Annotated in this window: 24 protein-coding genes; 19 read left to right on the forward strand and 5 right to left on the reverse strand. The window is 44.5% G+C overall.

The features are described from left to right. Positions 1 to 91 precede the first annotated feature (91 nt). The 4 genes from AB4135_RS16015 to AB4135_RS16030 all read right to left on the reverse strand — a co-directional run bounded on the left by AB4135_RS16015 (position 92) and on the right by AB4135_RS16030 (position 5,398). Positions 92 to 1,972, reverse strand: a complete 1,881-nt coding sequence (locus AB4135_RS16015; RefSeq protein ID WP_371994429.1) for an ABC transporter transmembrane domain-containing protein — start codon at positions 1,970 to 1,972, stop codon at positions 92 to 94. Positions 1,973 to 2,118: 146 nt separating this feature from the next. Then, the gene (hutZ, locus tag AB4135_RS16020; RefSeq protein ID WP_371994431.1) at positions 2,119 to 2,664 is read right to left on the reverse strand and encodes a heme utilization protein HutZ; all 546 of its coding nucleotides are present in this window, start codon (positions 2,662 to 2,664) and stop codon (positions 2,119 to 2,121) included. A 92-nt stretch (positions 2,665 to 2,756) separates the two neighbouring features. Continuing rightward, positions 2,757 to 3,269: a heme utilization cystosolic carrier protein HutX gene (gene hutX / locus AB4135_RS16025; RefSeq protein ID WP_371994433.1), complete on the reverse strand. Its 513-nt coding sequence runs from the start codon at positions 3,267 to 3,269 to the stop codon at positions 2,757 to 2,759. Positions 3,270 to 3,346: 77 nt separating this feature from the next. Then, positions 3,347 to 5,398 carry a TonB-dependent hemoglobin/transferrin/lactoferrin family receptor gene (locus AB4135_RS16030; protein ID WP_371994435.1) on the reverse strand — a complete coding sequence of 684 codons (2,052 nt, stop codon included), beginning with the start codon at positions 5,396 to 5,398 and terminating at the stop codon, positions 3,347 to 3,349. Between the two features lie 304 nt (positions 5,399 to 5,702). Here AB4135_RS16030 and AB4135_RS16035 point away from each other — a divergent pair, with 304 nt between their 5' ends. The 17 genes from AB4135_RS16035 (at position 5,703) to AB4135_RS16115 (ending at position 21,165) form a co-directional block, all read left to right on the forward strand. Continuing rightward, a complete protein-coding gene (locus AB4135_RS16035) occupies positions 5,703 to 6,443 on the forward strand; it encodes a TonB family protein (protein WP_371994437.1) in 741 nt (246 codons plus the stop codon). A gap of 188 nt (positions 6,444 to 6,631) precedes the next feature. After that, the gene (locus AB4135_RS16040) at positions 6,632 to 7,396 is read left to right on the forward strand and encodes a MotA/TolQ/ExbB proton channel family protein (RefSeq protein ID WP_371994439.1); all 765 of its coding nucleotides are present in this window, start codon (positions 6,632 to 6,634) and stop codon (positions 7,394 to 7,396) included. Continuing rightward, positions 7,396 to 7,809, forward strand: a complete 414-nt coding sequence (locus AB4135_RS16045; RefSeq protein ID WP_371994441.1) for an ExbD/TolR family protein — start codon at positions 7,396 to 7,398, stop codon at positions 7,807 to 7,809. The genes AB4135_RS16040 and AB4135_RS16045 overlap by 1 nt, the downstream gene beginning before the upstream one ends. A 124-nt stretch (positions 7,810 to 7,933) precedes the next feature. Next, positions 7,934 to 8,845 carry a hemin ABC transporter substrate-binding protein gene (locus AB4135_RS16050; RefSeq protein WP_371994443.1) on the forward strand — a complete coding sequence of 304 codons (912 nt, stop codon included), beginning with the start codon at positions 7,934 to 7,936 and terminating at the stop codon, positions 8,843 to 8,845. Between the two features lie 22 nt (positions 8,846 to 8,867). Further along, a complete protein-coding gene (locus AB4135_RS16055) occupies positions 8,868 to 9,884 on the forward strand; it encodes a FecCD family ABC transporter permease (protein ID WP_371994445.1) in 1,017 nt (338 codons plus the stop codon). Between the two features lie 19 nt (positions 9,885 to 9,903). Next, positions 9,904 to 10,728 carry a heme ABC transporter ATP-binding protein gene (locus AB4135_RS16060; RefSeq protein WP_371994447.1) on the forward strand — a complete coding sequence of 275 codons (825 nt, stop codon included), beginning with the start codon at positions 9,904 to 9,906 and terminating at the stop codon, positions 10,726 to 10,728. A gap of 214 nt (positions 10,729 to 10,942) precedes the next feature. Next, positions 10,943 to 12,304 carry a heme anaerobic degradation radical SAM methyltransferase ChuW/HutW gene (hutW, locus tag AB4135_RS16065; protein ID WP_371994449.1) on the forward strand — a complete coding sequence of 454 codons (1,362 nt, stop codon included), beginning with the start codon at positions 10,943 to 10,945 and terminating at the stop codon, positions 12,302 to 12,304. Positions 12,305 to 12,396: 92 nt separating this feature from the next. After that, entirely contained in the window at positions 12,397 to 12,723 is a 327-nt protein-coding gene (locus tag AB4135_RS16070; RefSeq protein WP_371994451.1) for a DUF2956 domain-containing protein, read from the forward strand. A gap of 263 nt (positions 12,724 to 12,986) precedes the next feature. Continuing rightward, positions 12,987 to 13,157, forward strand: coding sequence for a trimethylamine N-oxide reductase system protein TorE (gene torE / locus AB4135_RS16075; RefSeq protein WP_371994453.1), 171 nt, complete (start codon positions 12,987 to 12,989; stop codon positions 13,155 to 13,157). 41 nt (positions 13,158 to 13,198) lie between these two features. Further along, positions 13,199 to 14,377, forward strand: a complete 1,179-nt coding sequence (gene torC / locus AB4135_RS16080) for a pentaheme c-type cytochrome TorC (protein WP_020914001.1) — start codon at positions 13,199 to 13,201, stop codon at positions 14,375 to 14,377. 14 nt (positions 14,378 to 14,391) lie between these two features. Further along, the gene (gene torA, locus AB4135_RS16085) at positions 14,392 to 16,884 is read left to right on the forward strand and encodes a trimethylamine-N-oxide reductase TorA (RefSeq protein WP_371994455.1); all 2,493 of its coding nucleotides are present in this window, start codon (positions 14,392 to 14,394) and stop codon (positions 16,882 to 16,884) included. After that, positions 16,881 to 17,525 carry a molecular chaperone TorD gene (gene torD, locus AB4135_RS16090; protein WP_371994457.1) on the forward strand — a complete coding sequence of 215 codons (645 nt, stop codon included), beginning with the start codon at positions 16,881 to 16,883 and terminating at the stop codon, positions 17,523 to 17,525. Before torA ends, torD begins: the two co-directional genes overlap by 4 nt. A 307-nt stretch (positions 17,526 to 17,832) precedes the next feature. Further along, positions 17,833 to 18,117 carry a hypothetical protein gene (locus tag AB4135_RS16095; protein ID WP_371994459.1) on the forward strand — a complete coding sequence of 95 codons (285 nt, stop codon included), beginning with the start codon at positions 17,833 to 17,835 and terminating at the stop codon, positions 18,115 to 18,117. 143 nt (positions 18,118 to 18,260) lie between these two features. Then, a complete protein-coding gene (gene catB, locus AB4135_RS16100) occupies positions 18,261 to 18,893 on the forward strand; it encodes a type B chloramphenicol O-acetyltransferase (protein WP_371994461.1) in 633 nt (210 codons plus the stop codon). Between the two features lie 260 nt (positions 18,894 to 19,153). Beyond that, positions 19,154 to 19,795 (forward strand): LiaF domain-containing protein, encoded by a 642-nt coding sequence (locus tag AB4135_RS16105; protein WP_371994463.1) that lies wholly within the window; start codon positions 19,154 to 19,156, stop codon positions 19,793 to 19,795. Positions 19,796 to 20,272: 477 nt separating this feature from the next. Continuing rightward, on the forward strand, positions 20,273 to 20,518 hold the full coding sequence (locus tag AB4135_RS16110) for a YdcH family protein (protein ID WP_248973115.1): 246 nt from the start codon (positions 20,273 to 20,275) through the stop codon (positions 20,516 to 20,518). A 314-nt stretch (positions 20,519 to 20,832) separates the two neighbouring features. Next, on the forward strand, positions 20,833 to 21,165 hold the full coding sequence (locus AB4135_RS16115) for an NINE protein (RefSeq protein WP_371994465.1): 333 nt from the start codon (positions 20,833 to 20,835) through the stop codon (positions 21,163 to 21,165). 46 nt (positions 21,166 to 21,211) lie between these two features. Here the strand turns inward: AB4135_RS16115 and AB4135_RS16120 are convergent, their stop codons facing one another. Further along, the gene (locus AB4135_RS16120) at positions 21,212 to 22,438 is read right to left on the reverse strand and encodes a hypothetical protein (protein ID WP_371994467.1); all 1,227 of its coding nucleotides are present in this window, start codon (positions 22,436 to 22,438) and stop codon (positions 21,212 to 21,214) included. 183 nt (positions 22,439 to 22,621) lie between these two features. On the opposite strand from AB4135_RS16120, the gene AB4135_RS16125 reads away from it, so the two are divergent. Together AB4135_RS16125 and AB4135_RS16130 are read left to right on the forward strand one after the other, a co-directional pair. Further along, the gene (locus tag AB4135_RS16125; protein ID WP_371994469.1) at positions 22,622 to 23,311 is read left to right on the forward strand and encodes a response regulator transcription factor; all 690 of its coding nucleotides are present in this window, start codon (positions 22,622 to 22,624) and stop codon (positions 23,309 to 23,311) included. Continuing rightward, positions 23,304 to 24,710, forward strand: coding sequence for an ATP-binding protein (locus AB4135_RS16130; RefSeq protein ID WP_371994471.1), 1,407 nt, complete (start codon positions 23,304 to 23,306; stop codon positions 24,708 to 24,710). The genes AB4135_RS16125 and AB4135_RS16130 overlap by 8 nt, the downstream gene beginning before the upstream one ends. The last annotated feature ends 93 nt before the right edge of the window (positions 24,711 to 24,803 follow it).

Genomic DNA, 24,803 nt, shown 5'->3' on the forward strand with positions numbered 1-24,803 from the left:
ATAGTTCACCGTGACCACAATTTTAAATCTCAATATGTTGAATAAAAAAGGGCGAGATAACTCGCCCTCTTTAAACCATACCATGACACGGTTAACTCGTTGCGGCGGTAACGTCTTCAGTTAATAGCTGTAAACTGGCAAATTCACGATATAGCTCACTGCTTTGCATTAATTCATTATGGGTGCCACTAGCAATCAACTGGCCTTTATCCAACACCAAAATCCGGTCGGCATTAATGACCGTCGATAGACGATGGGCAATGATTAACGTTGTTTTGTTAACCATTAAGCTATCAAGCGCTTGCTTGACCTTTTGCTCACTAATGGCGTCAAGCGCACTGGTGGCTTCATCCAGCAATAAGATTGGTCTATCTGCTAATATGGCACGCGCAATGGCGATTCGCTGCTTTTGCCCGCCAGATAAACGCACGCCACGCTCACCTAAATAGGTGTGGTAACCATCACTAAATTCAGTAATAAACTCATCGGCTCTGGCAGCAATGCAAGCTTGCTTTACCTCTGCTTCGCTAGCATCAAGTCGCCCGTAACGCACATTTTCTAGCACGCTGGTTGCAAAAATAACCGACTCTTGCGGCACTAATGCATATTGCTGTCTGAGGATTTGCGGACATAACTTTGAGATATCAACGCCGTCAAGCTCAATACTACCGCTGTTAAGCACGTAAAAGCGCTGCAGTAATTCAAACAAGGTACTCTTACCTGCGCCGCTAGCGCCGACGAGGGCAACTCGCTCGGCCGGTTTAATGTGAATATTAAGCCCGCGGATCACCTCATCTTCGCCATGCTCCTCAATGCCACCTTCACGAATATTACTGTAAGCAAATCGCACCTGTTTTAACGCCAGTTCACCTTTAACCACTTCAGGTAAAGACAATGGCTCTGCAACTGTAGGGATATCTATTGGCGTTTCAACCAATTCGATTAACCTCTCCGTCGCACCTGCTGCTCGCTGTATTTCGCCAATGACCTCACTGATGGTTGCCACGGAGCCCGCGACCATTACCGCATAAAACATAAAGGCGGATAGCTCACCACCGGTGATACTGCCATTCATTACATCATGGGCGCCCACCCAAGTAACAAGTGCGATAGCTAAAATACTTAAGAACATCACCAGCGAAATAAGAATAGAGCGGTACTTGATACGCCCTTTGGCGGCATCCATGACAGACTCGACACGCTCACCAAATAGCGCACGGTCTCTATCTTCATGAGAGTAAGCCTGCACGGTATGTATTTCGTGCAGGGTCTCATCGACATAGGCGCCCAAGTCACCCACTTTATCTTGGCTTTTTCGGGATAAGTCACGCACCTTACGACCAAAAAAGAAGATTGGCCCCAGCACCATAGGTACCGCCAGTAGCACCAGCCCAGTCATTTTAAGGCTGGTGATTGCCATCATCACAATGCCACCAATCACGGTCACACTGGCGCGCAGTGCCATAGACAAACTTTGCCCAACAACTGACTGCAGCAAGGTTGAGTCGGCGGTAAAACGGGAGATCACTTCACCGGTTCTGAGCTTGGCGTAGAAACCCGGCGATAACTTTAATAGATGATCATAAACTTTAAGACGGATATCGGCACTCACGCGCTCACCAAGCCAAGTCATCAAGTAGAAACGACAAAATATCGCGCTGCTGCTCAAGGCTGTTATGGCAACCACCAACAAAATGATTTCGTTAAGACGCGAACCATTGTCTTGTAAAAAACCTTCATCAACCATCAAACGGACACCTTGTCCGAGTGAAAGCCAAGCTAAAGAGCCGATAAAGAGGAAAATAATCGCGGCGATGACTTTAGCGCGATAAGGTTTTAAAAAAGCACCAATCCATGGCAAAACAGCACGGCGGCTAACCGGTGGGGTTAGTCCAGCGGTGTCTAGCGGCGCCTTATTGCCCGCAGTGGTCTCAGTGGTTCCTGTCGAGACAGAAGATGCTTGTTGACTCAATGCAATGTCCTAGATTTGAATATATACAGGATTAGAATAACAAAACCCGCCAGAAAGCGGGTAATGTTTAGAAAATGCTTTGTATGTGAATATGTGTCTTGGCCGTGTTTCAGGCTGAGGCTTACTAAATAATACAGCTACAGCAGCTATTTAATTTCAGCAAGCTCCGCTTTGGGTGTGCCATGATGACCATCTCGCTTCCAATCCACATCAAGCAGCTCCGCTCCCGATAAGCTAAATGCTTGGCCAAAGCCTTTAACATAGAGCCCTTGATGGGGATTTAGCTTAAACAGGTTGAAATCTGTTAGGCCTGCGAGGTTATCGATCATCTCACCGAAACGGCCAGAAAGCGCTGCCACTCCTTTTGTAAAGGTTTCGCTATCACGCTCGACCAGTTCAGCAGTAGCATCGAAGGTTAAGCGCTTACGGGCGAAAACACTTTTGGCTTCATTTTCGTCTTCAACCAGCATCACAGACAAGATGTTTGAGGCTTTTAGATTAGTGCCATGACGAGCAAGCTCACTGACTAAAATGTAAAAGCCATCGTCGGCTAATGCAAATGGGGCATAGCTGGCATTTGGAATACCACTCGCGTCTTGTGTTGCAAGCTGTAGGGTTGAGCGAGCACGCTTAAACTCTTCAATCTCTGGCAGTAGTTTGTCTCGTAATCTTTGTTCTTTTTCAGTCGTCATTGCACTATTCTCTTATTTTAATTTGTAGCCAGTACTTCAACTTTTCGAGCAGTGGTTATTAAGTTTATTCCGCTAAAATCTTGGATATAGCGTTAAGCCGTAGCTGTCTTTAGTTCAGCTTTTAATGCTTTGAAACGAGTCACTTGCTCTGGCAGTAATACGCGTTTTTTGTCGCGACCTAAATACACTTTAAATACCACTTCACCAGCGGCGCCAAAGAAATTAATTGAGTGACTTTCTGTGCCACGAAACGGCTTGCTGATTAAGGCAATGGCGCTAATATCATCTAACTTTAAATGACCATGTAAACCATCACCTTTGGTGATGAGGTTGTAATAACCGTGGGCATACTTTCCTTTAGGGAACGCACCTTTAAACTCAAAAATGCTGCCTGATACTGACACGATAGTGGTCATGTTGCCCCATTCAGGCAGAGAGGCCAGCAAGGTATCTTTTTCTGAGATCGGCAGCAGTGCCAGTTGCTCGCTTGGTAGTGCTGACACCACTTCAAACTCAGACACGTTAAGTTCTGCTGCTATTTGGCTAGGCATTGCACTAGCGTTATCAATCAGGTGTTGGCGGATGGTTTCTACTGTAGCTGACATGGAATATCTCCAATTAAAAAAACAACAAAAGGCCAAGTCACTTATTGTTGGTGACTTGGCCTTATTCGACAGCTTCGTTAGAAGCTATAACGCGCAGACAATTTAAAGTTCCTTCCCTGTTCATACAGGGTTTGCCACGCTTGGCGATATTCCTCATCACCGATGTTTTCAACTGCAAAGTCGACTCTTAAGCCTTCGAATGTGCCCATTGCAGGTTCCCATGCAACATAGACATCCCAAAGTTTGTATGAGTCATACTGATTAGCGTAATCCTCAGGTAACTGATCTTGCTCAGCAACGTAAGTGAAACGAGTACCAAACTTCATATCACCTTCCATAATGGCTTGTGACAGATCGATGCCCAATTTTTTAGCTGGTATGTTAGTCAGGTAGTCGCCTTCGGTTTTGTCTTTACCCTCTGTTTGACCATAATTTAAGCTCAAGCGAGTTTGCTCATAACGGTAACGAGTACTGAATTCAAAACCTGTTAGTTTGGCTTCATCAACGTTGTTCCAAGAGGTCGTTTGCTCAAAACCAGGAATGCCCATAAGCGGATCTGACACTGATTGTTCGATAAAATCATCAACATCATTTCTGAATACGCTTAAGGTCATTGCTAGTTCATCGTTACCAGCAAGTTCACTAAAACGAAGATCTGCTTTTATCTCTTTGTTTTGCGCTTTTTCTGCTTTTAGATCTGGATTGATTTCAAAGGTATTGCAAAGCCCGCCAGGCAAAAAGCCAGGGATCGGCGGGATGCAGTAATGAGTACCGGTTGAATACATCTCCTCAATACTGGGTGCACGGAAAGCTTGGTCATAGCGAGCGCTTAAGGTTAACCAATCCGTTGTCGTCCATACCAAGCCCACAGACGGTGAAAACGCACTGTCGTCAGATTCTTGGTTTAAGTTGTTACTGGTATTTTTAAAGGCGTCGTAGCGTACGGCCGCATCGACTTTCCAGTTGTCAGATAAGCTAATATCGGCACGAGTGAAAGCGCCCCAAACTGCGGTTTCACCGTCAATATCGTCAGGACGCTGACCCGCTTGTCCGCTATCATCACGTACTGTTTTTATCGTGTCTTGGTACCCATCTACGCCATATGTTAATACCGTATTGGCGAACTCGGAACTGTTATTGATACTGAAACCAAGAGTGTTGTATTCAGTGCTGTCGACTTGGTTTTTAGTGACACGGTCTTCGTCATAGTCGGTACCATTCCAGTACAAGGTGGCATTGAGATCGAGCAACTTATTCGCAGTTGGGTTGAAGCTATAATCTAAGGTGACGTTTTGATCGTTAGTTTTACGTTTCACCAGTGGTACAGAGCTACCCACTTCAGTGGTTGGATTGCTCGGTACTAACTCATCAACTTTAGAAAATCTTGCTGAAAGCTGCAACCGCTGCTCTTCGGTCGGCTCCCAACCTAATTTGGCTAAGCCGCTTGTGCCTTCAGAAGCACTATTTTCAAGGGTTTTGTCATTACCCACTTTAATATTATTACTGTCGTAATAACTACCATTTATCAGCCAATCTACCGTGCCGGTGTTCGCAGTTTCAGATAATCCATAGATTGCACCACTGGTTTTAGCGCGATCTCCATTGCTTTCGAAACCTTGCTTTAAATAACCGCCGAACGTGTCTTCATCTTCAAGAAAGTCACTCGCAGATTTGGTGTTTTGGGCAACCACACCACCTATCGCTCCACTGCCCCAAAGGCTACTTGCAGGGCCACGTACAACTTCAACAGAACTGAGTAATTCGGGATCGATGAAGTAGGTTCCGCGATGACCTGAGTTAGTATTTTGGCGTGCACCATCAATAGTTTGCAGCACACGTTGGCCACCTAAGCCTCGAATTTCAACTCCCTGAGATGAAGCTCTTGGGCCATTTGAAACATTAACGTTTGCTTCATTTTTAAGTGCTTGAGCGACTGATGCAGGTTGAAGCTCTTGTAGCTGTTCCTCGCTGACGACAGCTACGCTACGGCTCGTTTCTGATACTTTTTCAGTGACACGAGTGGCAGAAACAACGACTTCATCAAATTCGGTAACTTGCTGGGTTTGCTCTGCATATACACTGGAGCTAAAAGCCATTGCCATTGCAATTACGAGTGGCTTCTTGGTCATGTTTCAATCCTCAAGGTAAGTTTATGGTGGGAGCGACAACAACTTATTAGTCCATTAATTGCGCAGAATCGGACACCCGTTCTATTATTTTCGGCACTTTACCTGAGAAAAAAATATAGATCAAATGAAAATCATTATCATTTGCGATCTCATTAAGATTTGTGTATCTTATTGTCATTCGATAAAACTATTGAATATAACCTTCTGTAAAATATGTAAATTGTAAGTTTTGTAAAGCTTGGCTAAGCATATGTATTTCTTAAGGTGTATTCAGCAGTAATGATTTTAGACAAGACAATCGGCCATGACTCCTAAACGATATTTTGCTTTTGGTTGCATCACTTTGTTAATCCAAGGTGGAGTGCTTGCCTCTCAAAACACCTCCCCAAGTCTGCAACTAGATGCAGGCTCAGCGATGGGGACTCATCAGGCGGTGAACCTTTCGATTGCCATGCAAGCAAGTCAAGCACCAGCAAGTAGCGCTGCAGAACCTGAGCCAGTTAAAGATATTGCGCCGCCAAAACCCGTTAAAACCAAAGCTGTCGAGTCCACACCAGCAGATTCAAAACCTGTTGTAACAAGCAAACCTAAAACCGCAGCGACAGCAGCTGAAAAGCCAACAGCAAGTAGCAAACCTGTTGCTGAGGCCGTTACCAAGAAAATTAACGATACAGCGCCTGCCAAAGAGTCAGCTCTAGACAATAGCAATAAAGAGATAGCCCATAATCAAAGCCAGGAGAGTGCCAAGCAGGGCGTGACTCAACAGTCTGTAGAGTTGAGCCAGCCAACATTTGCCAGTCCCCCCGCACAGCCGCACTACCCCAAAAAAGCCCGTAAACGCGGACTACAGGGCACTGCAACCATTGAGGTGATTTTCAATCAGGTGGGTGAGCAGTTATCACTGACTTTAATCGACAGTTCCGGTTACCGGTTACTCGATAAAGCAGCACTTAATGCGGTAGAGAAGTGGCAATTTTCAGCGCCCTCCCCGCAAACTGCATACGCCTACACAGTGCGTGTGCCGGTTAAGTTTCAACTCAATTAATACGAAGATCCGAGGCGGTGTTAGATCGGAGAAAACGGGAATCTCGGACTTATTTTCGATGACATTTCTCTAGGAGAGAAATTTAGACTCTTTTAGCTGCTGCTAAAAAGTAACAAATGCGTTTTAGGGACGACGCGAATAACACCATTAACAAAACGCGATAAATGGTTATCGTATAGGAAACTTAAATGTCTCAAGCTTTATCTCAATCAGCAGCGCAATCTGTGTCCCAACCGCTGTATCAGCAACTTGCAGAGCAACTAGGCTATCTTACATGGCCACTTTTTATCTGTGCTTTTGTGGCACTAATGATTATCCTCGAGCGCCTTGCGCTCATGCTTTATGAGCTGCCAAAACGTGACAACTGGCTGACCCAGTTACGTCAACAAGCACGCAGTGCAACTCCCGAACAACGTCAACAATTGACAGCAGAGATCAGTCAAGGTCGCAGCATGTTGGCTAAAGGCACTGCATTGCTATTGCGCCACAGTGATCAAAGTCGTGAAATGCGCGAAGAGATCGTCAACCTGTGGCTCGTGAAGCAAAAAAGCCGACTACTTTCAGGCCTCAAAGTTTTGCAGATCATCGGCATAATCACGCCATTACTAGGCTTGTTAGGCACAGTGCTTGGCTTAATCGAAATGTTTAATCAACTAGGCCTATCCGACGGCCCGGTGACACCGTCGGAACTGGCTTCCGGTCTAGGCCTTGCGATGAATACCACCGCCGCAGGACTTATTATTGCGGTTCCAGCCATCACCATGGCTCACCTGTTTACGCTTTGGGCTGAAAGACGTTGCAATAAATTAGCCCATGCACTCAACCTGTTAAACCTGTGGCTAGCAGGTTTTGATCAAGCCTTGAGCATAGGCAGCGACAGTGCTGCGCAGCTCTGCAGTAAAGCGGCTACTTGCAAAGAAGCAAGCTGCCAAGTGCCAAATGGAGCGAGCTGATGATCACAAGTGACAGCGAGCATAGCAGCGCTCTGCAAGGGTTAGATCTAACCCCACTCATTGACATCATCTTTATCGTGCTGGTGTTTTTATTGTTAACCGCCAATACCCAACTACTTAGCTTGCCAGTCGATGTGCCGACAGAAGCTGACTCAAGCTTAAATGCTCTGTCCCACGATAAGCATGTGGCGATAAACATTCTCACCGCCGATCCACATTGGGCGATTAACGGCACCACATATCAAAACTTCGATGAGTTTGAAGCCGAATTCATCAAGGTATTTAGGGTTGATCCTGACGTTAAGGTCGTGGTTGCTGCAGACAAAAATGCTCCAGTACAACCCTTAATGAATGTACTGGCATTGCTACAACGGCAACAGATCAGCAATACCCAAATTTTGATGGAGCCTTAATACAAAAACCGCACTCAAGTATGCAGCACCTTAGACAAGTTGCTTTTTAGTTACTCAGCCAAGTTTACGTGAGTCAAATGTTTGATTCACGCTTTAATGACAAGATTAATTTCTGGAGTTTTTCATGCTTAACTTAACGACTATACTGCCATCTAGCCGCCGCATGGCTGCGAGCCTTTGCATATCAGCGCTATTGTGCAGCAGCGCTACTGCTCATGAGGGAGAGCATCAGCACAGCGGCTCACGCGTTGTCAGCGCCGGAGCGGGAATGACGGAATTAGTATTTGCACTCGATGCAGGCAACGAGTTGGTTGCCGTTGACTCCACCAGCCAACTGCCAAGTGAATCTAAAGATATCGCTAAACTTGGTTATCACAGAATGCTATCTGCCGAGGGAATTTTGGCGCTTAATCCAAGCATTGTATTGGGTTCAGATGCCATGGGACCTAAAGCAACCTTAGATGTATTGTCGGCCGCTAACGTTAACGTGGTACAACTGCCCAGTGCCAACACGCAAGCTCAGCTATATAGCAATATTGATCAAATGGGCAAACTGCTACAAAGAGAATCCCAAGCAAAGCAGCTGAAGTCAGAGTTACAGCAATCATTTGTAGATATTGAAGCTAAAAAGCAACAGATTGCCAGTAAAGGCGATGCGCCCAAGGTGTTATTTCTACTGTTGCAAGCAGACAGACCCGCTCGTGTAGGAGGTGACGACACAGCTGCGGATATCATCATCAACTTAGCCGGCGGCAAAAATATCGCCGGTTTCTCCGGCTATAAAAGTGTCTCACAAGAGGGGGTTTTGGCACTTAACCCTGACGTTATTTTGATCTCAAACCGTTCAGACAAAGAAACTGCAAATCCCGTTGATACATTGCTTAAAAATATGCCGTTATTGGCACACACTCCAGCAGGGAAAAACAAGCAGATCCAAAACCTTAACTCACAAGCCTTATTGGGTGGTTTAGGAATTAGTGCAATCGCAGCAGCTGACAAGCTAGCCAGCGATTTTATCAACGTTAAGCGTTACTAAATAGCATAACTGGAAACCATAAATGGAAAATACTCGTTGGCTTTGGCCCTGTTTACTAACCGCTCTGGTTGTAACAAGCCTGATGTCTGTCAGCATAGGTCCACTACAAATTAGTCCCAGTGCTAGCTTCAGTGCCGTCATCAATTGGGCAACACATTTAGAGATTGGAAATGTTGCCCCCCATGAACAATTAGTGGTTGATAATGTGCGCTTACCACGCACCCTGCTCGCCTTAGCTGTTGGAGCAGTGTTAGCACAATGTGGCGCAGTGATGCAGGGACTTTTTCGTAACCCACTGGCCGATCCGGGCATTATTGGTGTTTCATCCGGCGCAGCACTCGGTGCCGCAGTCTGTATCGTGCTGTTTCCCCAAGGTGGTGAGTATGCAGTTGCAATCAGTGCCTTCTTAGCAGGTTTAGTCACCACGTTAGTCGTCTATCGCCTTGCCAGCAGTCCAACGGGGACTTCGGTAGTGCTACTGCTACTATCGGGAGTTGCTGTTGCGGCACTTGCTGGTGCAGGGATTGGACTACTTACCTATATGGCTGACGACATGGCACTTAGAGATCTCACGCTTTGGCAGCTAGGCTCGATAGCAGGTGCTCAATGGCATTACGTCATCCTTACACTGATTGCGCTTGCGCTCGTCAGTTGGCAGTTCAATCGCTCAGCCAAAGCGCTTAATGCATTATTACTTGGAGAAGCCGAAGCCCGACACTTAGGCCTTGATGTCGACAAACTGAAACTGAAGCTGATTGTGCTGTGCGCTATCGGCGTCGGAATATCGGTTGCAGCGACCGGTATTATTGGCTTTATCGGCCTGGTGATACCACATCTTGTTCGCATGTTAGTTGGCCCAGATCATAAGCAACTATTGCCTCTTAGCGCGATGCTAGGTGCCGCATTACTAGCCCTTGCAGATATAGGCGCACGCGCTATCGTTGCCCCATCCGAGCTGCCAGTCGGTTTAGTGACAGCGCTACTCGGTGCGCCCTTCTTTATCGTTTTATTGCTCAAACAGCGCAGTCGGCTGGTATGAATATGAGGTTGATATAAGCATGAAGCAAACAAAGTTTTCTCAATCTAAACCTTTGTCGCAATCTGACTCTAAGGCGACTGTAATAGAAGTTAACCACCTGTCAGTACGCATCGGTCATAAGCCTGTACTCACAGACATAGACTTGACGATACAAGCAGGTGAAGTCACTGCGCTTTTGGGGCCAAATGGCGCAGGTAAGTCAACCCTGCTAAAAAGCTTATGCCAAGAGGTTGAAGCTGAAGCTGGCCGAATAAAAGTTCACGGCCAAGCCTTGGGTAGCTGGGATAGGCAGCAGTTAGCTAAATCACTCGCAGTGTTACCACAACATGCTTCGTTAACATTTCCCTTTAAGGTCAATCAAGTGGTTGAGATGGGGTTATACCCGTTAACGCTTTCAAAGCCGCAAGGTCAGCAACTCATCGATAGTCAGCTAGATAAATTAGATCTAACGGCTTTGAAACAGCGCAGCTATCCCACACTCTCAGGCGGTGAAAAGCAGCGAGTACAGCTGGCACGAGTATTAACTCAACTCACGCAATCAGACAAACCTGCAATCCTGTTTCTAGATGAACCAACATCAGCACTAGATTTGGCGCAGCAACACCGGGTTTTAAAACTGGCAAAGTCACTCGCCCATGAAAACAATTATGCAGTGGTGGTTGTGTTGCATGATCTAAATCAAGCATCCCGATATGCTGATAGGTTGATTATATTGGAGCAGGGAAAAGTGGTCAGTGATGGTACTCCTGCTGCAGCATTAACAGCAGAAACCATAAGACAAGTATGGAAGTACGACCCCATAGTAGTGATGGAACCGGGACAACAAACACCACTGCTGTTTTAATTATCGAGTCAACAAACAACTTACTCTTGCTAATGGGTATATTGATACTCGTTTTAGCTTTGCTATTTCCACGGATGGAGATGGCTCATGCCGCCCCATTCGACTCAACATTTACATTGCAAACAGCAGCTAACTTGATCCATCTCACTCAAATCTCAATTGATAATAGTTATCATTCAGCAATCGATTATAATTGTAGTTTTTGAGAGAAATAATGATTCTAACGCCATCCATGACAGGGATCTCAAGCCCTGAACCACTGCAGCATGCCTTTAAGGTAAAGAGTGCACCACACGCTGGTCGCAGTGGCAGCCGCCCAGCGAATGTCACGCCAGAGCTGTGGCAACAATGGTGGCAACAACCCACTCAGGCACAGCATAGAGCGCTATATGTCCATATCCCTTTTTGCCGTAAGCGCTGTAGTTTCTGTAATTTCTTCGAAAATGGCGCTAACCCTCAGCGAATAAGTGATTATGTGCAGCAGTTGTGTCAGCAATTAAGCGTTGCCGCTAACAGCCCATTTGCACAAAGCCAACCATTTGACACGGTATACGTAGGTGGTGGCACACCTACCGATATACAAGCTACAGAAATTGCGATGCTAGGTGAGGCAATAAACCGCTTCCCATTAGTTGATAATGCAGAGGTGACGCTCGAAGGTCGTCTCAATGGCTTTGATGATGGCAAATGGCATAGCGCGTTGGCTGCTGGCTTTAATCGCTTTTCATTCGGTGTGCAGAGTTTTGACACTGAAGTTAGACGCGCCGCAGGCCGTTTTGATGACAAAGCACAATTATTGCAGCGACTATCAACGTTAAGCCAACATGATAGCGCCAGCATCGTGGTCGATCTTATTTTTGGCCTACCGGGGCAAACTCTGTCAATCTGGCAGCAGGATTTACAAGCAGTCCTAGATAGCGGTGTCCATGGAGTCGATCTTTATCAACTTATAGGTCTAGGTGGTACCCGAATTGATCGTGCCAGTGACAAAGGCAAAGTGCTCGGAACCAATAGCAGTGAATTTCAAGCCGACAGTCAAACCCGCGCACAGATGTATGCTTATGGCGCAGAGCATCTAGAATCAAACCAATGGCAACGTTTATCGAGTTGCCACTGGCGCCGCGATGCACGTGAGCGCAGCGTCTATAACTCGTTAGCTAAGAGTGGCATTGAGATCCTTCCCTTTGGTGCAGGTGCTGGTGGCAGTATTCATGGTCATTCGATGATGAACGCTCGCAGTTTGACCGATTGGCATCAAGCCCAACAACAGCCCTGCACGATTGGTAATGACGCATCATTATCTACGCCTCATAATGTACCAGGAATGATGTTTACGCCTAACCCATCAGCCAAACTCGACGCTATTTTTAAACGAGGTTTAGACGGCGGGAAATTGCAATTTAGCCAGCTTGAAACTGATCTTGTCGAGCAATTACAACCGTTATTCAAAGCATGGCAAAGTCATGGACTCGCGCAGCTAAGCAGTAACGCATTAACACTGACGTTGGCGGGACGCTTTTGGAATGTGAATATGCAAACAGGTCTGTTTGAATTTTTGGCTGAAAATCAAAATTAAAAAGCATTTAGGCTAGCAGGGAAAATAAGTCACTAAATGATAAATGCGCTCATGTTATAGTGAGCTCATTCTTAGCTAAGCATTCAATTAATATGGCACAACAGATCTCGAGCGAAACCAAGGATGAGGCGATGAAAGTCGCTAAAGCAAACCAAAAACCAGGTCAAACAAAAGAGCAAACCAAGCTGATTGCTCAAGGTATAGAAAAAGGCATTGCTGAATATAAAAAGCAGCAAAAAGGTAAGGCTAGGGTTCGTGATAAACAAAAGAAACAACAGGTTCGCGCTAAAGCCAAAGCAGCTGAAAATGAGCATACTGAAGAAAACATAGAAGACCGCGCCGCCAGTCCTTACCTACCTTGGGGTTTACTGACCCTAAGTTGGATTGGATTTATTAGCTATCATGTTATGACAAAATAATCACACTTTTAGTATCAGCCGCTGTTTGCAGCGCTTATGGACGGCTGATATAACCTCTGCAAGCTATTACGTCCACCCTCCAGCCAAAACCAATACAAGTCACTGATTTTAAAAACTACAACTTGCTTAATTACCAATCTCTAATTCTGTTCATATTTATTCATAACTTGTCTCAAGCTGTTCATTGCAAGCCCCATCGCTGTTCACATCATCTCCCTATAATGGCCTCATCAAAGAAAGGATTGAGCTGGAGCTGAATGGTCATGACAAATCAAAATCCGAATAACCCGAATACGAGTAGCAAGAAAGATGAGCTTAAAGCATTGAGCTTCATCATCTTTATATTATTCCCTGCGCTAAGCATTGCCTTTGTGAGTAGCTATGGCTTCATCATTTGGATGATCCAAGCATTTGGCGGCGTTGTCGCTCACTAATCCCCTATTTCACTTTATAAACTTATTACGAGGATGCGATTATGAGATGGTTACTTAACATCTGGCGCACACTAACCAAACCAGCACAATACCTTACACTCGGCACCGTTAGTGTGTCAGCGTTTCTAATGGGAGTTATCTTTTGGGGTGGTTTTAACACCGCACTTGAAGCCACCAACACCGAAGAGTTTTGTATTAGCTGCCACAGCATGGAAAGCATGCCGTATAAAGAGCTACAAGAAACTGTGCATTGGTCAAATCACTCAGGTGTACGCGCAACCTGCCCTGACTGTCATGTTCCTCATGAGTGGAGCCGTAAAATTGGCCGTAAAATCGAAGCTTCTCATGATGTTTGGGGCTGGTTACTGCAAACCGTCAATACCCCTGAAAAATTCGAAGACAAACGCCTAGAGATGGCAAGCCGTGAATGGAAGCGATTCGACCGTGATAACTCTCTAGCTTGTAAAAACTGCCATAACTACGACTCAATGAAGTGGGACAGCATGTCTAAGCTTGCGCAAAAGCAGATGAAACGCGCTGCTGAGCTAGATCAAAGCTGTATCGATTGCCACAAAGGCATCGCTCACAAGTTACCGGATATGGGTACCGCCCGTGCACCAGAACTGATTGCAGAAGTTGGTTCAGGTGTTAACGGCCTAGAGGTTGACCAAAGCTACTTTACTGCACTGACCAAGCCTGTTTATTTTAATGAAAAAACAGACGTAGAAGCCGGTACCTTGAACATCGCCACTAAAGTGAAAGTGTTAGAACTTAAGGGCAATCGCGCCAAGATAGGTATCGATGGCTGGAGAAAGAAAATCGGTGCAGGTCGCGTGATCTACTATGACTTTGGTTTGAATATTCTTTCGGCTCAACTGACAAAAGATGCGGCGCTTGAAGAGGGAGTGATTCAAACTTTCGAAGAGAAAGAAGATCCAATGACAGGCCTTAAATGGCAGCGTGTAGAAGCGGTCATTTGGACAGATACCGACTATCTACTTAGCGACTTACAACCACTTTGGAACTACGCACGCAGCACCTATAGCGACAGCTGCAGTGTATGTCACACCCAGCCAGATGAAGCGCATTTTGACGCTAACACTTGGCCTGGAATGTTCCAAGGCATGATCGCCTTCGTCAACATGGACCAAGATACCCAAGCGCTAGTACAGAAGTACCTGCAAGAGCATTCATCAACCTTCGATAAGTCGGCTCACTAATAGGATATAACAACATGAACAGAAGAGACTTTTTAAAAGGCTTAGTCGGCACCTCGTATGTTGTACTTAGCGGTTCGTCAGTATTAGCGCCACTTAACGCGTTAGCTGCAACAGGCGCCAAATCAAGTGACGGCTGGTTGACCACAGGTTCACACTTTGGTGCGTTCAAAATGAAGCGTAAGAACGGTGTGATTGATCAAGTTATTCCGTTTGACCGTGATAAATATCCAACAGACATGATTAACGGTGTTAAAGGCTTAGTCTACAACCCGTCTCGTGTGCGTTACCCAATGGTTCGTTTGGACTTTTTACTTAAAGGCCATAAAAGTGATACCACCCAACGTGGTGATTTCCGCTTTGTACGTGTCACTTGGGATAAAGCACTCACACTATTTAAAGACTCACTTGATGAAGTGCAAACTAAATATGGCCCTTCAGGACTTCATGCAGGCCAAACAGGCTGGCGTGCAACTGGTCAGCTGCACTCTAGCACCAGCCATATGCAGCGCGCTGTTGGTATGCATGGCAACTTTGTTAAGAAGGTCGGCGACTACTCTACCGGAGCTGGGCAAACCATTTTACCTTACATCTTAGGCTCTACAGAAGTATATGCCCAGGGCACCTCTTGGCCGCTCATTCTTGAGAACTCTAAGACGATTATCTTGTGGTCGAACGATCCTTACAAGAACTTGCAAGTCGGCTGGAATGCTGAGACTCATGAGTCTTATGCTTACCTTGCCGAGCTAAAAGAGAAAGTGGCAAAAGGTGAGATCCGCGTTATTAGCATCGATCCTGTCGTCACTAAAACCCAACAATATTTAGGCTGTGAGCAGTTATACGTTAACCCACAAACTGACGTAGCGTTAATGTTAGGTATTGCCCACGAAATGGTGGCAAAGAACCTTCATGACACTCAGTTTATTGAAGGTTACAGCTTAGGTTTCGATCGTTTCCTACCTTATATTCAAGGTGAAACCGATGGCGTTGCAAAAACACCAGAATGGGCGGCTGAGATCACCGGCGTATCCGCAGAAATTATTCGCGATCTCGCCAAGGTAATGACCAAGAATCGCACCCAAATGCTCATGGGCTGGTGTATTCAGCGTCAGCAGCATGGCGAGCAACCCTACTGGATGGCAGCTGTTCTGGCCACCATGATAGGTCAAATAGGTCTACCCGGCGGCGGCATTAGCTATGGTCATCATTATTCAAGCATTGGCGTGCCATCATCTGGTGCAGCAGCGCCGGGCGCTTTCCCGCGCAACTTGGATGAAGACCAAAAGCCACTGTTTGACAGCAATGACTTTAAAGGCACGAGCAGCACCATACCTGTTGCACGCTGGATAGACGCGATCCTTGAGCCAGGTAAAACCATTGACTCAAACGGCAGCAAAGTTACCTTCCCAGATATTAAAATGATGGTGTTCTCAGGCAACAACCCTTGGAACCACCACCAAGATCGTAACCGCATGAAGCAAGCGTTTCAAAAGCTTGAATGTGTAGTCACTATCGACATGAACTGGACGGCAACTTGTCGCTTCTCAGACATCGTGCTGCCGGCATGTACCACGTTTGAGCGTAACGATATTGATGTCTATGGTAGCTATGCTAACCGTGGTGTATTAGCAATGCAGAAGATGGTCGAGCCGCTTTATGAAAGCTTGTCAGATTTTGAAATATTCACGCGCTTTGCCCGTATTATGGGTAAAGAGAAAGAGTACACCCGCGGCATGACCGAACGTGAATGGCTCAACAAGCTATACACTGACTGTAAAAATGCTAACGCGGGTAAGTTTGAAATGCCTGAGTTTGACCAGTTCTGGAAACAGGGTTACGTACACTTTGGTGAAGGTAAACCTTGGACACGTCATGCGGCATTTAGAGAAGATCCCGAGATCAACCCACTGGGTACACCGTCAGGTTTGATTGAGATCTTTAGCCGTAAAATTGCCCAATATAACTACGATGACTGCCCAGGCCACCCCACTTGGATGGAAAAATCAGAGCGCAGCCACGGCGGACCAGGTTCTGATAAGTTCCCAGTGTGGATGCAATCTTGCCACCCTGATAAGCGTTTGCATTCACAGATGTGTGAATCAGAGCAGTTCCGTGAAACCTACACAGTGAATGGTCGCGAACCTGTTTACCTAAATCCTGATGACGCTAAACACCGCGGTATTAAAGCGGGTGATGTGGTACGCGTATTCAACGACCGCGGTCAACTACTCGCTGGTGCAGTGGTATCGAGTAACTTCCCTAAAGGCGTTATCCGTATCCACGAAGGTGCTTGGTATGGCCCGGTTGGTGAAGACGGTAGCAAAGAGGGCGGTGCAGAAATTGGAGCACTGTGTAGCTACGGCGATCCAAACACTTTGACTCAAGATATTGGTACCTCAAAACTGGCGCAAGCTTGCTCAGCCTATACTTGCCTGGTTGAATTTGAAAAGTATCAAGGTAAAGTACCCAATGTTAGTTCATTTAGCGGACCAGTTGAGATAGCACTATGAGCACAGCAACAGCAGCGAACCCAGTCAACCAAGCGAGAAGTACCATTTACCAGTTACTTTCATCTTTGTTTGCCAAGGAGATCGACCATAAAACACTGCATGAGTTAACCAGCACTCAGGCGCAAGCGTTTTGGTCACAACTGGCTGCTGAACCAAGCTTTAAAGCTGACGTTGATGTGATCGTTGCCGAGTTTGCCAAACTTAATAGTGACAAAGCTCTGCTTGAGCTAGCTGCCGATTATTGTGGCTTATTTTTAGTCGGTACCAAACACAGTGCTTCGCCTTACGCCAGTCTGTATTTAACCGACAAGCCTGTAGCAAAAGGTGACGAGCCACTGTTATTTGGCGAGCAGCATCAACAGATGACGCAGTTCTTGAAACAGAGTCAATTGCAAGTGCAGAGCGAGTTCCCAGAGCCTGCTGATCATCTGGCGGTAATCTTGGCTTATGTGGCGCATATCAATATGCATAGCAGTAACCAAGAGCAGCTTAAGTTTATTCGCGACAATCTCGCCAATTGGTTAGCGACTTTTGTAGCAAAGGTCGCCAAGGTCGACACCGGTAATTTCTATATCGCCTTAGCGCAACTGACCCTTGCTTGGGTGAACTCAGACCTAGAGTGGCTGGAAAGCGAAGGTTAACCTTAATTGGCGCTCATTCCTAAGAGCTGATTCAGCCTAAATTAAATGCCGATAGTGATGTTGCACTAACTATCGGCATTTTTTGTCTCTACCTTTTAATTTTATCCACTGACCGATGTAACGCTCAGTTCTATAACTTTGACTGGGGCTGTTTATTTTTGACGATGTTCTCTATCTAATCGCTCCACAATATTGTCGCCGCTTCCCTAAGTAAATCAAAAGTGCTATACAGAACAAATGAGTTTATAACGCTCAATTTGAAGACACTGTGTAACAAAATCCTCAAGGGACAAGGAATCGATACATCATGGATGAACCACTGTTAATCATCGTTATTTTAGGGCTCGTTTTTTACATTTTCCATATACAAAAAACAGATAGAAAATTAAAAATCATAGAAAATAAAATAGACACATTGCTAGAGAATAACGGCATTGTGTTTGATGAAAACATACATGTATCTAGAGAGGTGTTAACGGCGATTACCTTAGGTAAAAAGTTAACCGCTATTCGCCTATATCGCCAGGAGACAGGCGCTGGACTAAAAGAAGCTCATGAAGTGATCAACCGAATTTCTGCAAAATCTGAATAATCGTTGGCATAAACTCTTCGCAACTAATTGCTACTTTGAATACCATTGGCAAACCTCTGGAGAGCCAACAATTACCAGTGTTGTCACCCAGTGCTAATTACTGACTAAAATATTGCCTGCATTAGAACTAAAGGTTTTATAACTTGAACAACTATTTCGAAAGCCCATTTGTGGGTAAGCCACTGCAAGAGCAAGTCACTAACCCCAATATTATTGTCGGTAAGCATAGCTATTATTCTGGCTATTATCACAATCATAGTTTCGATGATTGTGCGCGTTATCTTATGGCCGATAGAACAGACGTCGATAAGCTTATTATTGGTAACTACTGCTCCATTGGCTCAGGTGCGGTATTTATGATGGCGGGTAATCAAGGCCACCAACACGATTGGATCAGTACCTTTCCATTTTTCTATCAGGATCATGAAAACTTTAGTCATGGGATTGATGGTTTTGAACGTGCTGGCGATACCGTTATTGGTAATGATGTTTGGATTGGTAGTGAAGCCATGATAATGAGTGGCGTCAATGTTGGTGATGGCGCTATTATTGCTAGCCGCGCTGTGGTGACCAAAGATGTCGCGCCTTATGAAATTGTGGGCTCTAACCCAGCAAAGCACATTCGTTTCCGCTTTTCTGCAACAGAAATATCTCAGTTACTTAAAATGCAGTGGTGGCTTTGGAGCGATGAGCAGCTTAAACCTGCAGTGCCACTACTTTGTTCATCCAATATCGCTGCTCTATATGATTATTGGCAGGCTCTAAAGTTGAAGTAATCTAAGCCTACAGTTAACCTCATCGGCAATACCACCTCCATCATAACCAATTGCAACGGTACTGCTGTAGCGCTGTTAAAATCACCATTTTTTAGTGTTATGTTTAACTAAATAGCTAAATAGCTGTAGCTATTCTGGCTCAAATTAAATTAACAATCAGCTAACATAATGATTAAAATGATGTTTAGTAAGTTGGTATGTAACATGCTTAATTAGTCGTCCATACTCTAAAACACTATTAACAGCCAAAGGAGCGGCAGATGCCAGTCACATTAGAAGATAGGCCGATAGAAAAAGTTAGAGAAGAAGTCATTGATAAGCTGATTGTGAACTATAGCCACGGAGTCATCTCCGCGGAAGCGTTTGAGCGTCGTCTCGATGATGCGATGGCCAGTGAGTCGCATCAAGAGTTGCTCGACTTAGTTGCTGATCTGTCATTGTCTACTGACGAAGAATATAGCAGTAAAAAAGATCAACAATTCACTCCTAATTACTCAAGTAAGCAGCGCGATGACGACCTAAGTATTAATTGTGTACTTGGCAACAATGAGCGCAGCGGCCAATGGGTTGTGCCTAAAACAATTCAAGTTAACAATGTATTAGGTGAAACGACACTCGACTTTACCGATGCCATTTTTCAGCATCAAGATATCACCATAAAACTGAACTGTATTCTTGGCAGTGCTACGGTATTTATTCCTGAGAATGTTAATGTGGTGTGCAAAACCTACTGCGCGGTAAGTAGTGTTGAAAATTGTGCGCCGTCGATGGCAAACCGCCAAGCCCCTATCATTACTATCGAAGGTAAAGTCATTCTCGGCAGTCTATCTGTTTCAGTAAAGCGCACGATTAAAGAGAAGTTTATCGCCTTTGCCAATCAATTAAAGGACACGTTTAGCTAATACCAACTCCATTAAAGAGTTGCTCATTCAGCGGGAGTTAAAATCACTTAGACAAGTCAGTGGTTTATCGCTAATCGTTATTCTCTATCGAATGGCACATGCGCTGTATTAAGTTATTTCCCCATGCCTTAAATATCAGCCGCACGTTGTGAGCGCCTCTGGCGCTTTCACTGCTACGTTGCATTGGCTTAACAACGCGCCTTGAATTGAAAGCCCTGAGAAAGCTCTGAGAAAGCTCTGAACTGAGTATATCCATAATGGGATTGATATAAGTGTATAACATGGCCAAATACACTTCATGAGACGAATTCAATTGTGTTTTCGCCGGCGTGATAACGACCTTACTTAATGGCTTTAATAAGGCTAATAAATTTTGTTAGAGAGATCACTAAAATAGCTAAATTTAGCCTTTGATAAAGTCAAGAATGCTGTAATGTGGAGAGTAACAACGTTGTAGTTCACATTTCAGGAGTAACTATGCTAAATGAAAATCACGCGCTTATTTTTGACTTCCCAGAATTTAAACAAGACATTGTCCATTTGAACCATAAAGACCCAATCTTTGAAGAACAGTCCAAGCAATATCACCTATTAGATTATGAAATTCGTCAGCTAGAAATTGACGGTAGCCCGACTGATGACGAGCATATGCACCAACTCAAGGTACAGCGCGCCAACCTAAAAGATGTGTTGTTTCAGAAGCTAAAAGAGCATCACCAGTAAACGATCTAACCTCTATCGAGATATCATTTCATAGCCCTTAAGCCAGCGAATATTATCGATAACAAACAAAAACACGACCAATAGAAAGTTTGCTTATATCAATTGATATAGGCAAACAGCGCTGGACTTATGCATTGCCCTCCCCTTGCTAGTAAAAAATTCAATATCCTAACCTCAATAACCCAAATTCAATTGCAGCAAACCACTCTTAACTCATCAATCCTATGAGCTTTATTTTAATAGTGTGAACTACACACCTATATTTCAGCGCACGCTTGTACGCATAATGTATTTTTTGATAATTGGAGATTGCGATGCAGAATATCAATTGCCCTCAGTGCCACCAAGAGATTGAGATTGACCTAACAACTTGTCCGCATTGCAAGGCCGCACAAGGGCTGGAATCTCTCTGTGGTGTCGACCCTGATATTCGCATCAAAAATCAACGTCTCGCGGTATGGTTTAGCATTCTGTTTGGCGGCTTAGGGGTACATAAGTTTTATTTAGGCCACTACCTAAAAGGTAGTTTATACCTAGTGTTTAGCTGGACACTTGTGCCTTTTATTGTGGGTTGGGTTGATGCCGTCCGCACCTTTAAAATGAGTGCATTTAGCTTTGAGCAGCGTTACTCGCGCAGAGTGAGTTAACAACATTGATATAAAGCCGCTAATGCAGCGGCTTTGGTAATCCAAATTACAAAGAAATGCTGCTATCGATAAATACAGCCTGCTCAATACCGTTTAGCGTGTTGTACCCGTCTCTATCACGCACCATGTCTGTAATTGTTGTTGTACCATCATCTTTTTTATCAATACTGTACTGTGAAGAGTTACCACTGAATTTGACTTGATTCGTCGCACTGTTTCCAGTGATATTATTATCCAGTTGGTTAACCACCACATTACTGGCTTCTGTACCTGTTAAGGTTATATCCTTAAGGTATTGAGAGTGATGGGTATAGCCGAGTTCAGGGTTAAACCTGAGGCTAAAATCGCCCTTAAAACTTGCATCTATACGCGCATTGTAGGTTAAGTAAGAATGGAAAAACTGGTTATTCATAAGTGCTGCAGCGGATGGATCTTCATCGTTGAGTTCAGCTCGAGTCTTCGCAATATACCCTCCCCACATGCTGTGGGTCTCACTGCCAGTCCATGCCCCCCATAGACCATAGTAAGCATCAATGACTGCTGCTAAATACTCTTGGCTTAAACTGTTCTCTGCAGTCAGCTCGGTAATCCAGTTCGCATCCCCACCCCATAACTTATCATTGAGTGCTGTTATTTGAGCTGAACGGATTTCGGCTTGGAATCCCGGTAATGCACCGACAAATTCACTATTTTGATCAACTCCAATGCCATAATCATGCACCATATGTAATATCTCTTCAAAACTGGCATCCCGATGTTGTTCATAATCCTGACTGATATACCAAGTGCCTCCCTCTACTTGTATTTCATTTTGGTACAATGGCTGGCCATTTAAGTTCGTAGCACTATTACTGCCATCGTCACTGCCGTTAAGTAATAACAAAACAGCGCCATTATCAGCCATTTTGTTAGCCACAGCAGACTTATCACTACCAAATGTAGAGCCTGGTAGGTCGGTTAAGTAATGATTTAGGATTGCTCGTGCACGTAAAACCTGGTTATCACTCAGCTTATCTTGAGCTATCAAATGAATAGGTTTGCCATTAGGGGCTTTGACTGCTAAGTAGCGGTTAAAATTAAGGGCTGCACTATAGGTCGTAGATAACCTCGCCGGCACAGATTCAATGCCTAACGCTTTAGTTTCTGCCGATAAGCCTGAGCCAAGATTACTATCATTACCACTATTAGATGTATTTGAAGAATCTGAGTTACAAGCCACTAACCCCAATACGCCACTAACAACAGCGCCGACAACGAATGCTCTAATCACCATAAATAACTCCAACTCATTCAAAATGTGAACATTGAAATTAACATAGGGAAATAGTTAAACGAGTAAGAGCGAGTAAGCTGATAATCGCTACGCGTAAGCATATGTAAGCGCACTTTTAATAGTAGCAATAGTCTGTAAAATTATAGCGACTGCTTTGATTAAAAAATGCCAAGGGGAAATTGAGTGACCAAGGCCAAAATACTGATTATTGAAGATGATAAAGAGATCTCTCGTCTTACCGCTATGTACCTTGAAGCAGAAAACTACCACACTCAAATCGTTACTGATGGGCTCAAAGCTGTTAGCAGCGTGCAGCACTATCAACCCGACCTCATCATTTTAGACTTAATGCTACCTGGTTTAGATGGTATATCGATATGCAAACAAGTTAGAGAGTTCTACGTCTCTCCCATTCTGGTATTAACGGCCTGTGCTGATGACATGAGCGAAGTCAGTTTACTTAAGCTAGGTGCAGATGATTACCTCATCAAGCCTGTCCGTCCTCATGTGATGGTTGCTAGAATCGAAGCATTACTTAGACGCAGTCAAATCGCCAAAGCCACAACTGCTAACAAACTCGTAGTGGGACAGCTATGCGTTGATAGCGCCAAACAGTTAGTTAGCTATAACTCCGTTGCAATTCCATTAACGACTGCCGAATATGAGATGATACATATACTCGCATCAAACGCAGGCAATGTGGTATCAAGGGAAGATTGTTGTCGCTCATTACGAGGTATTGATTACGACTTCAATGATCGCTCTGTCGACATGCGAATATCAGGCCTGAGAAGAAAACTCAATGATGACCATCCACCCTACAAAAAAATCATCACCGTACGCAATAAAGGCTACATGTTAATTAATGACTAATATACTTCCACCTCTGTTCACACGCCTTTATATAAGCTTGCTTGCTGCATTATTTGCGAGCATTTTGTTGACGCTGTATCTCAGTGAGGTTTTTCTAGAACGCAATGAAAATATTGATTTTTATGAAGATACTTTTCATCTATTTATCGAACTCCGTTCCGAGCTAAGGCATACGAAAGTCGACCCAGTAAAGTACATAATCGATTTAGAACAACAAAGAAATCAGTTTAAAATTGACTGGCAGCAGCAGTGGTTTGCCGCTAAAGATTGTGTTGATTGTCAGTTTTTAACCAAGATCAACGATACTGCTATTTATCAGATGACAGAAAATAGGCTACTTGCCGTATACCCACTTGAACAGCCCAAAGGCATACTACTATTATCGGACTTAGAAGAACATGATCTGTTTTTTGATCGCACAAGTGACGAGTTACTATCGACAATAACAAAAGTCTGGCAACATAACCCGACTAGCTTTGCTCCATTTATCTTGCTACTCATTGTCATCATCACCATAGGTACAACGCTCTACTTTTCGGTACGAAAGTTACAAAAACAAATAAACCAATTAGTGCAGACAAACCAAAAGTTTGGCCAAGGTGAACTTAACATTAGGGCCAATGGTCACTATTCAGAGCCTGTCAACTTACTAGCAAATAGCTTTAACAAAATGGCTGATTCAATTACAGAAACCGTTAAAGAAAACCAAATATTTGCCCAAGCCGTTCCCCACGAGATGCGCACTCCACTGAGCCGAATCCAACTCGCTACAGGACTTTTACGACAACGCAAACAAGATGTTCAAGAACAGCTCTTACTCGATAATATTGATAATTATATAGACGATATCGAAAAGTTAACTCGCCAAGTACTCACTTTCTCAAAGCTCAATGCACTGTCAAAGAAAAGTGATAGCCAGAACCAGGAACGAGTCAAACTTGATGAATATTTACAAAGCCGAATTAGGCAGTTAAGCAAAGACCATGCTATTACCATCAACTTAAACCTGCAGCCAATGGAGTTTGAATGTGACCCCGCATACCTCAGGTTAATGTTTGATAATCTATTTAAAAATGCACTTAGGTATGCCTGCTCTCAAGTTGAAGTCACGCTCAGCTTTAGCCAAAAAGAGGGCGAAATTCGTCAACTCGTTATTAGTGTTGATGACGATGGTACAGGTATTGAAAGTCAGCACTTTGAAACCATCTTTTTACCTTTTGCTCGCATAGATCAGAGCCGCAGCCAACAAACGGGTGGATTAGGACTCGGTTTAGCGATTGCAAAAGCTGCTGCAAGGCGAATGCAAGGGACATTATCAGTCAGCCACAGCCACCTCGGTGGTGCCAATTTTAGTTGCCAGCTCAATCTTGCCGCAATCGATAAGGTCCAAATAACCTAGCAGGTGATGCTATATCCATCACCTAAGCCGACACACGGTCAAGCGGATTGAACTATAATTATGGTTAAGGTCATATCGCTAATAGAGGTAATA

The organism is Shewanella sp. 10N.286.54.B9 (assembly GCF_041468565.1).
In the GTDB taxonomy this organism is placed as follows: domain Bacteria; phylum Pseudomonadota; class Gammaproteobacteria; order Enterobacterales; family Shewanellaceae; genus Shewanella.

Excerpts from the sequence above, each read along its gene's own strand:
- hutZ (WP_371994431.1), bottom strand. The coding sequence starts at position 2,664 with ATGACGACTGAAAAAGAACAAAGATTACGAGACAAACTACTGCCAGAG.
- hutX (WP_371994433.1), bottom strand. The coding sequence starts at position 3,269 with ATGTCAGCTACAGTAGAAACCATCCGCCAACACCTGATTGATAACGCT.
- AB4135_RS16030 (WP_371994435.1), bottom strand. The coding sequence starts at position 5,398 with ATGACCAAGAAGCCACTCGTAATTGCAATGGCAATGGCTTTTAGCTCC.
- AB4135_RS16035 (WP_371994437.1), top strand. The coding sequence starts at position 5,703 with ATGACTCCTAAACGATATTTTGCTTTTGGTTGCATCACTTTGTTAATC.
- AB4135_RS16040 (WP_371994439.1), top strand. The coding sequence starts at position 6,632 with ATGTCTCAAGCTTTATCTCAATCAGCAGCGCAATCTGTGTCCCAACCG.
- AB4135_RS16045 (WP_371994441.1), top strand. The coding sequence starts at position 7,396 with ATGATCACAAGTGACAGCGAGCATAGCAGCGCTCTGCAAGGGTTAGAT.
- AB4135_RS16050 (WP_371994443.1), top strand. The coding sequence starts at position 7,934 with ATGCTTAACTTAACGACTATACTGCCATCTAGCCGCCGCATGGCTGCG.
- AB4135_RS16055 (WP_371994445.1), top strand. The coding sequence starts at position 8,868 with ATGGAAAATACTCGTTGGCTTTGGCCCTGTTTACTAACCGCTCTGGTT.
- AB4135_RS16060 (WP_371994447.1), top strand. The coding sequence starts at position 9,904 with ATGAAGCAAACAAAGTTTTCTCAATCTAAACCTTTGTCGCAATCTGAC.
- hutW (WP_371994449.1), top strand. The coding sequence starts at position 10,943 with ATGATTCTAACGCCATCCATGACAGGGATCTCAAGCCCTGAACCACTG.
- AB4135_RS16070 (WP_371994451.1), top strand. The coding sequence starts at position 12,397 with ATGGCACAACAGATCTCGAGCGAAACCAAGGATGAGGCGATGAAAGTC.
- torE (WP_371994453.1), top strand. The coding sequence starts at position 12,987 with ATGACAAATCAAAATCCGAATAACCCGAATACGAGTAGCAAGAAAGAT.
- torC (WP_020914001.1), top strand. The coding sequence starts at position 13,199 with ATGAGATGGTTACTTAACATCTGGCGCACACTAACCAAACCAGCACAA.
- torA (WP_371994455.1), top strand. The coding sequence starts at position 14,392 with ATGAACAGAAGAGACTTTTTAAAAGGCTTAGTCGGCACCTCGTATGTT.
- torD (WP_371994457.1), top strand. The coding sequence starts at position 16,881 with ATGAGCACAGCAACAGCAGCGAACCCAGTCAACCAAGCGAGAAGTACC.
- AB4135_RS16095 (WP_371994459.1), top strand. The coding sequence starts at position 17,833 with ATGGATGAACCACTGTTAATCATCGTTATTTTAGGGCTCGTTTTTTAC.
- AB4135_RS16105 (WP_371994463.1), top strand. The coding sequence starts at position 19,154 with ATGCCAGTCACATTAGAAGATAGGCCGATAGAAAAAGTTAGAGAAGAA.
- AB4135_RS16110 (WP_248973115.1), top strand. The coding sequence starts at position 20,273 with ATGCTAAATGAAAATCACGCGCTTATTTTTGACTTCCCAGAATTTAAA.
- AB4135_RS16115 (WP_371994465.1), top strand. The coding sequence starts at position 20,833 with ATGCAGAATATCAATTGCCCTCAGTGCCACCAAGAGATTGAGATTGAC.
- AB4135_RS16120 (WP_371994467.1), bottom strand. The coding sequence starts at position 22,438 with ATGGTGATTAGAGCATTCGTTGTCGGCGCTGTTGTTAGTGGCGTATTG.
- AB4135_RS16130 (WP_371994471.1), top strand. The coding sequence starts at position 23,304 with ATGACTAATATACTTCCACCTCTGTTCACACGCCTTTATATAAGCTTG.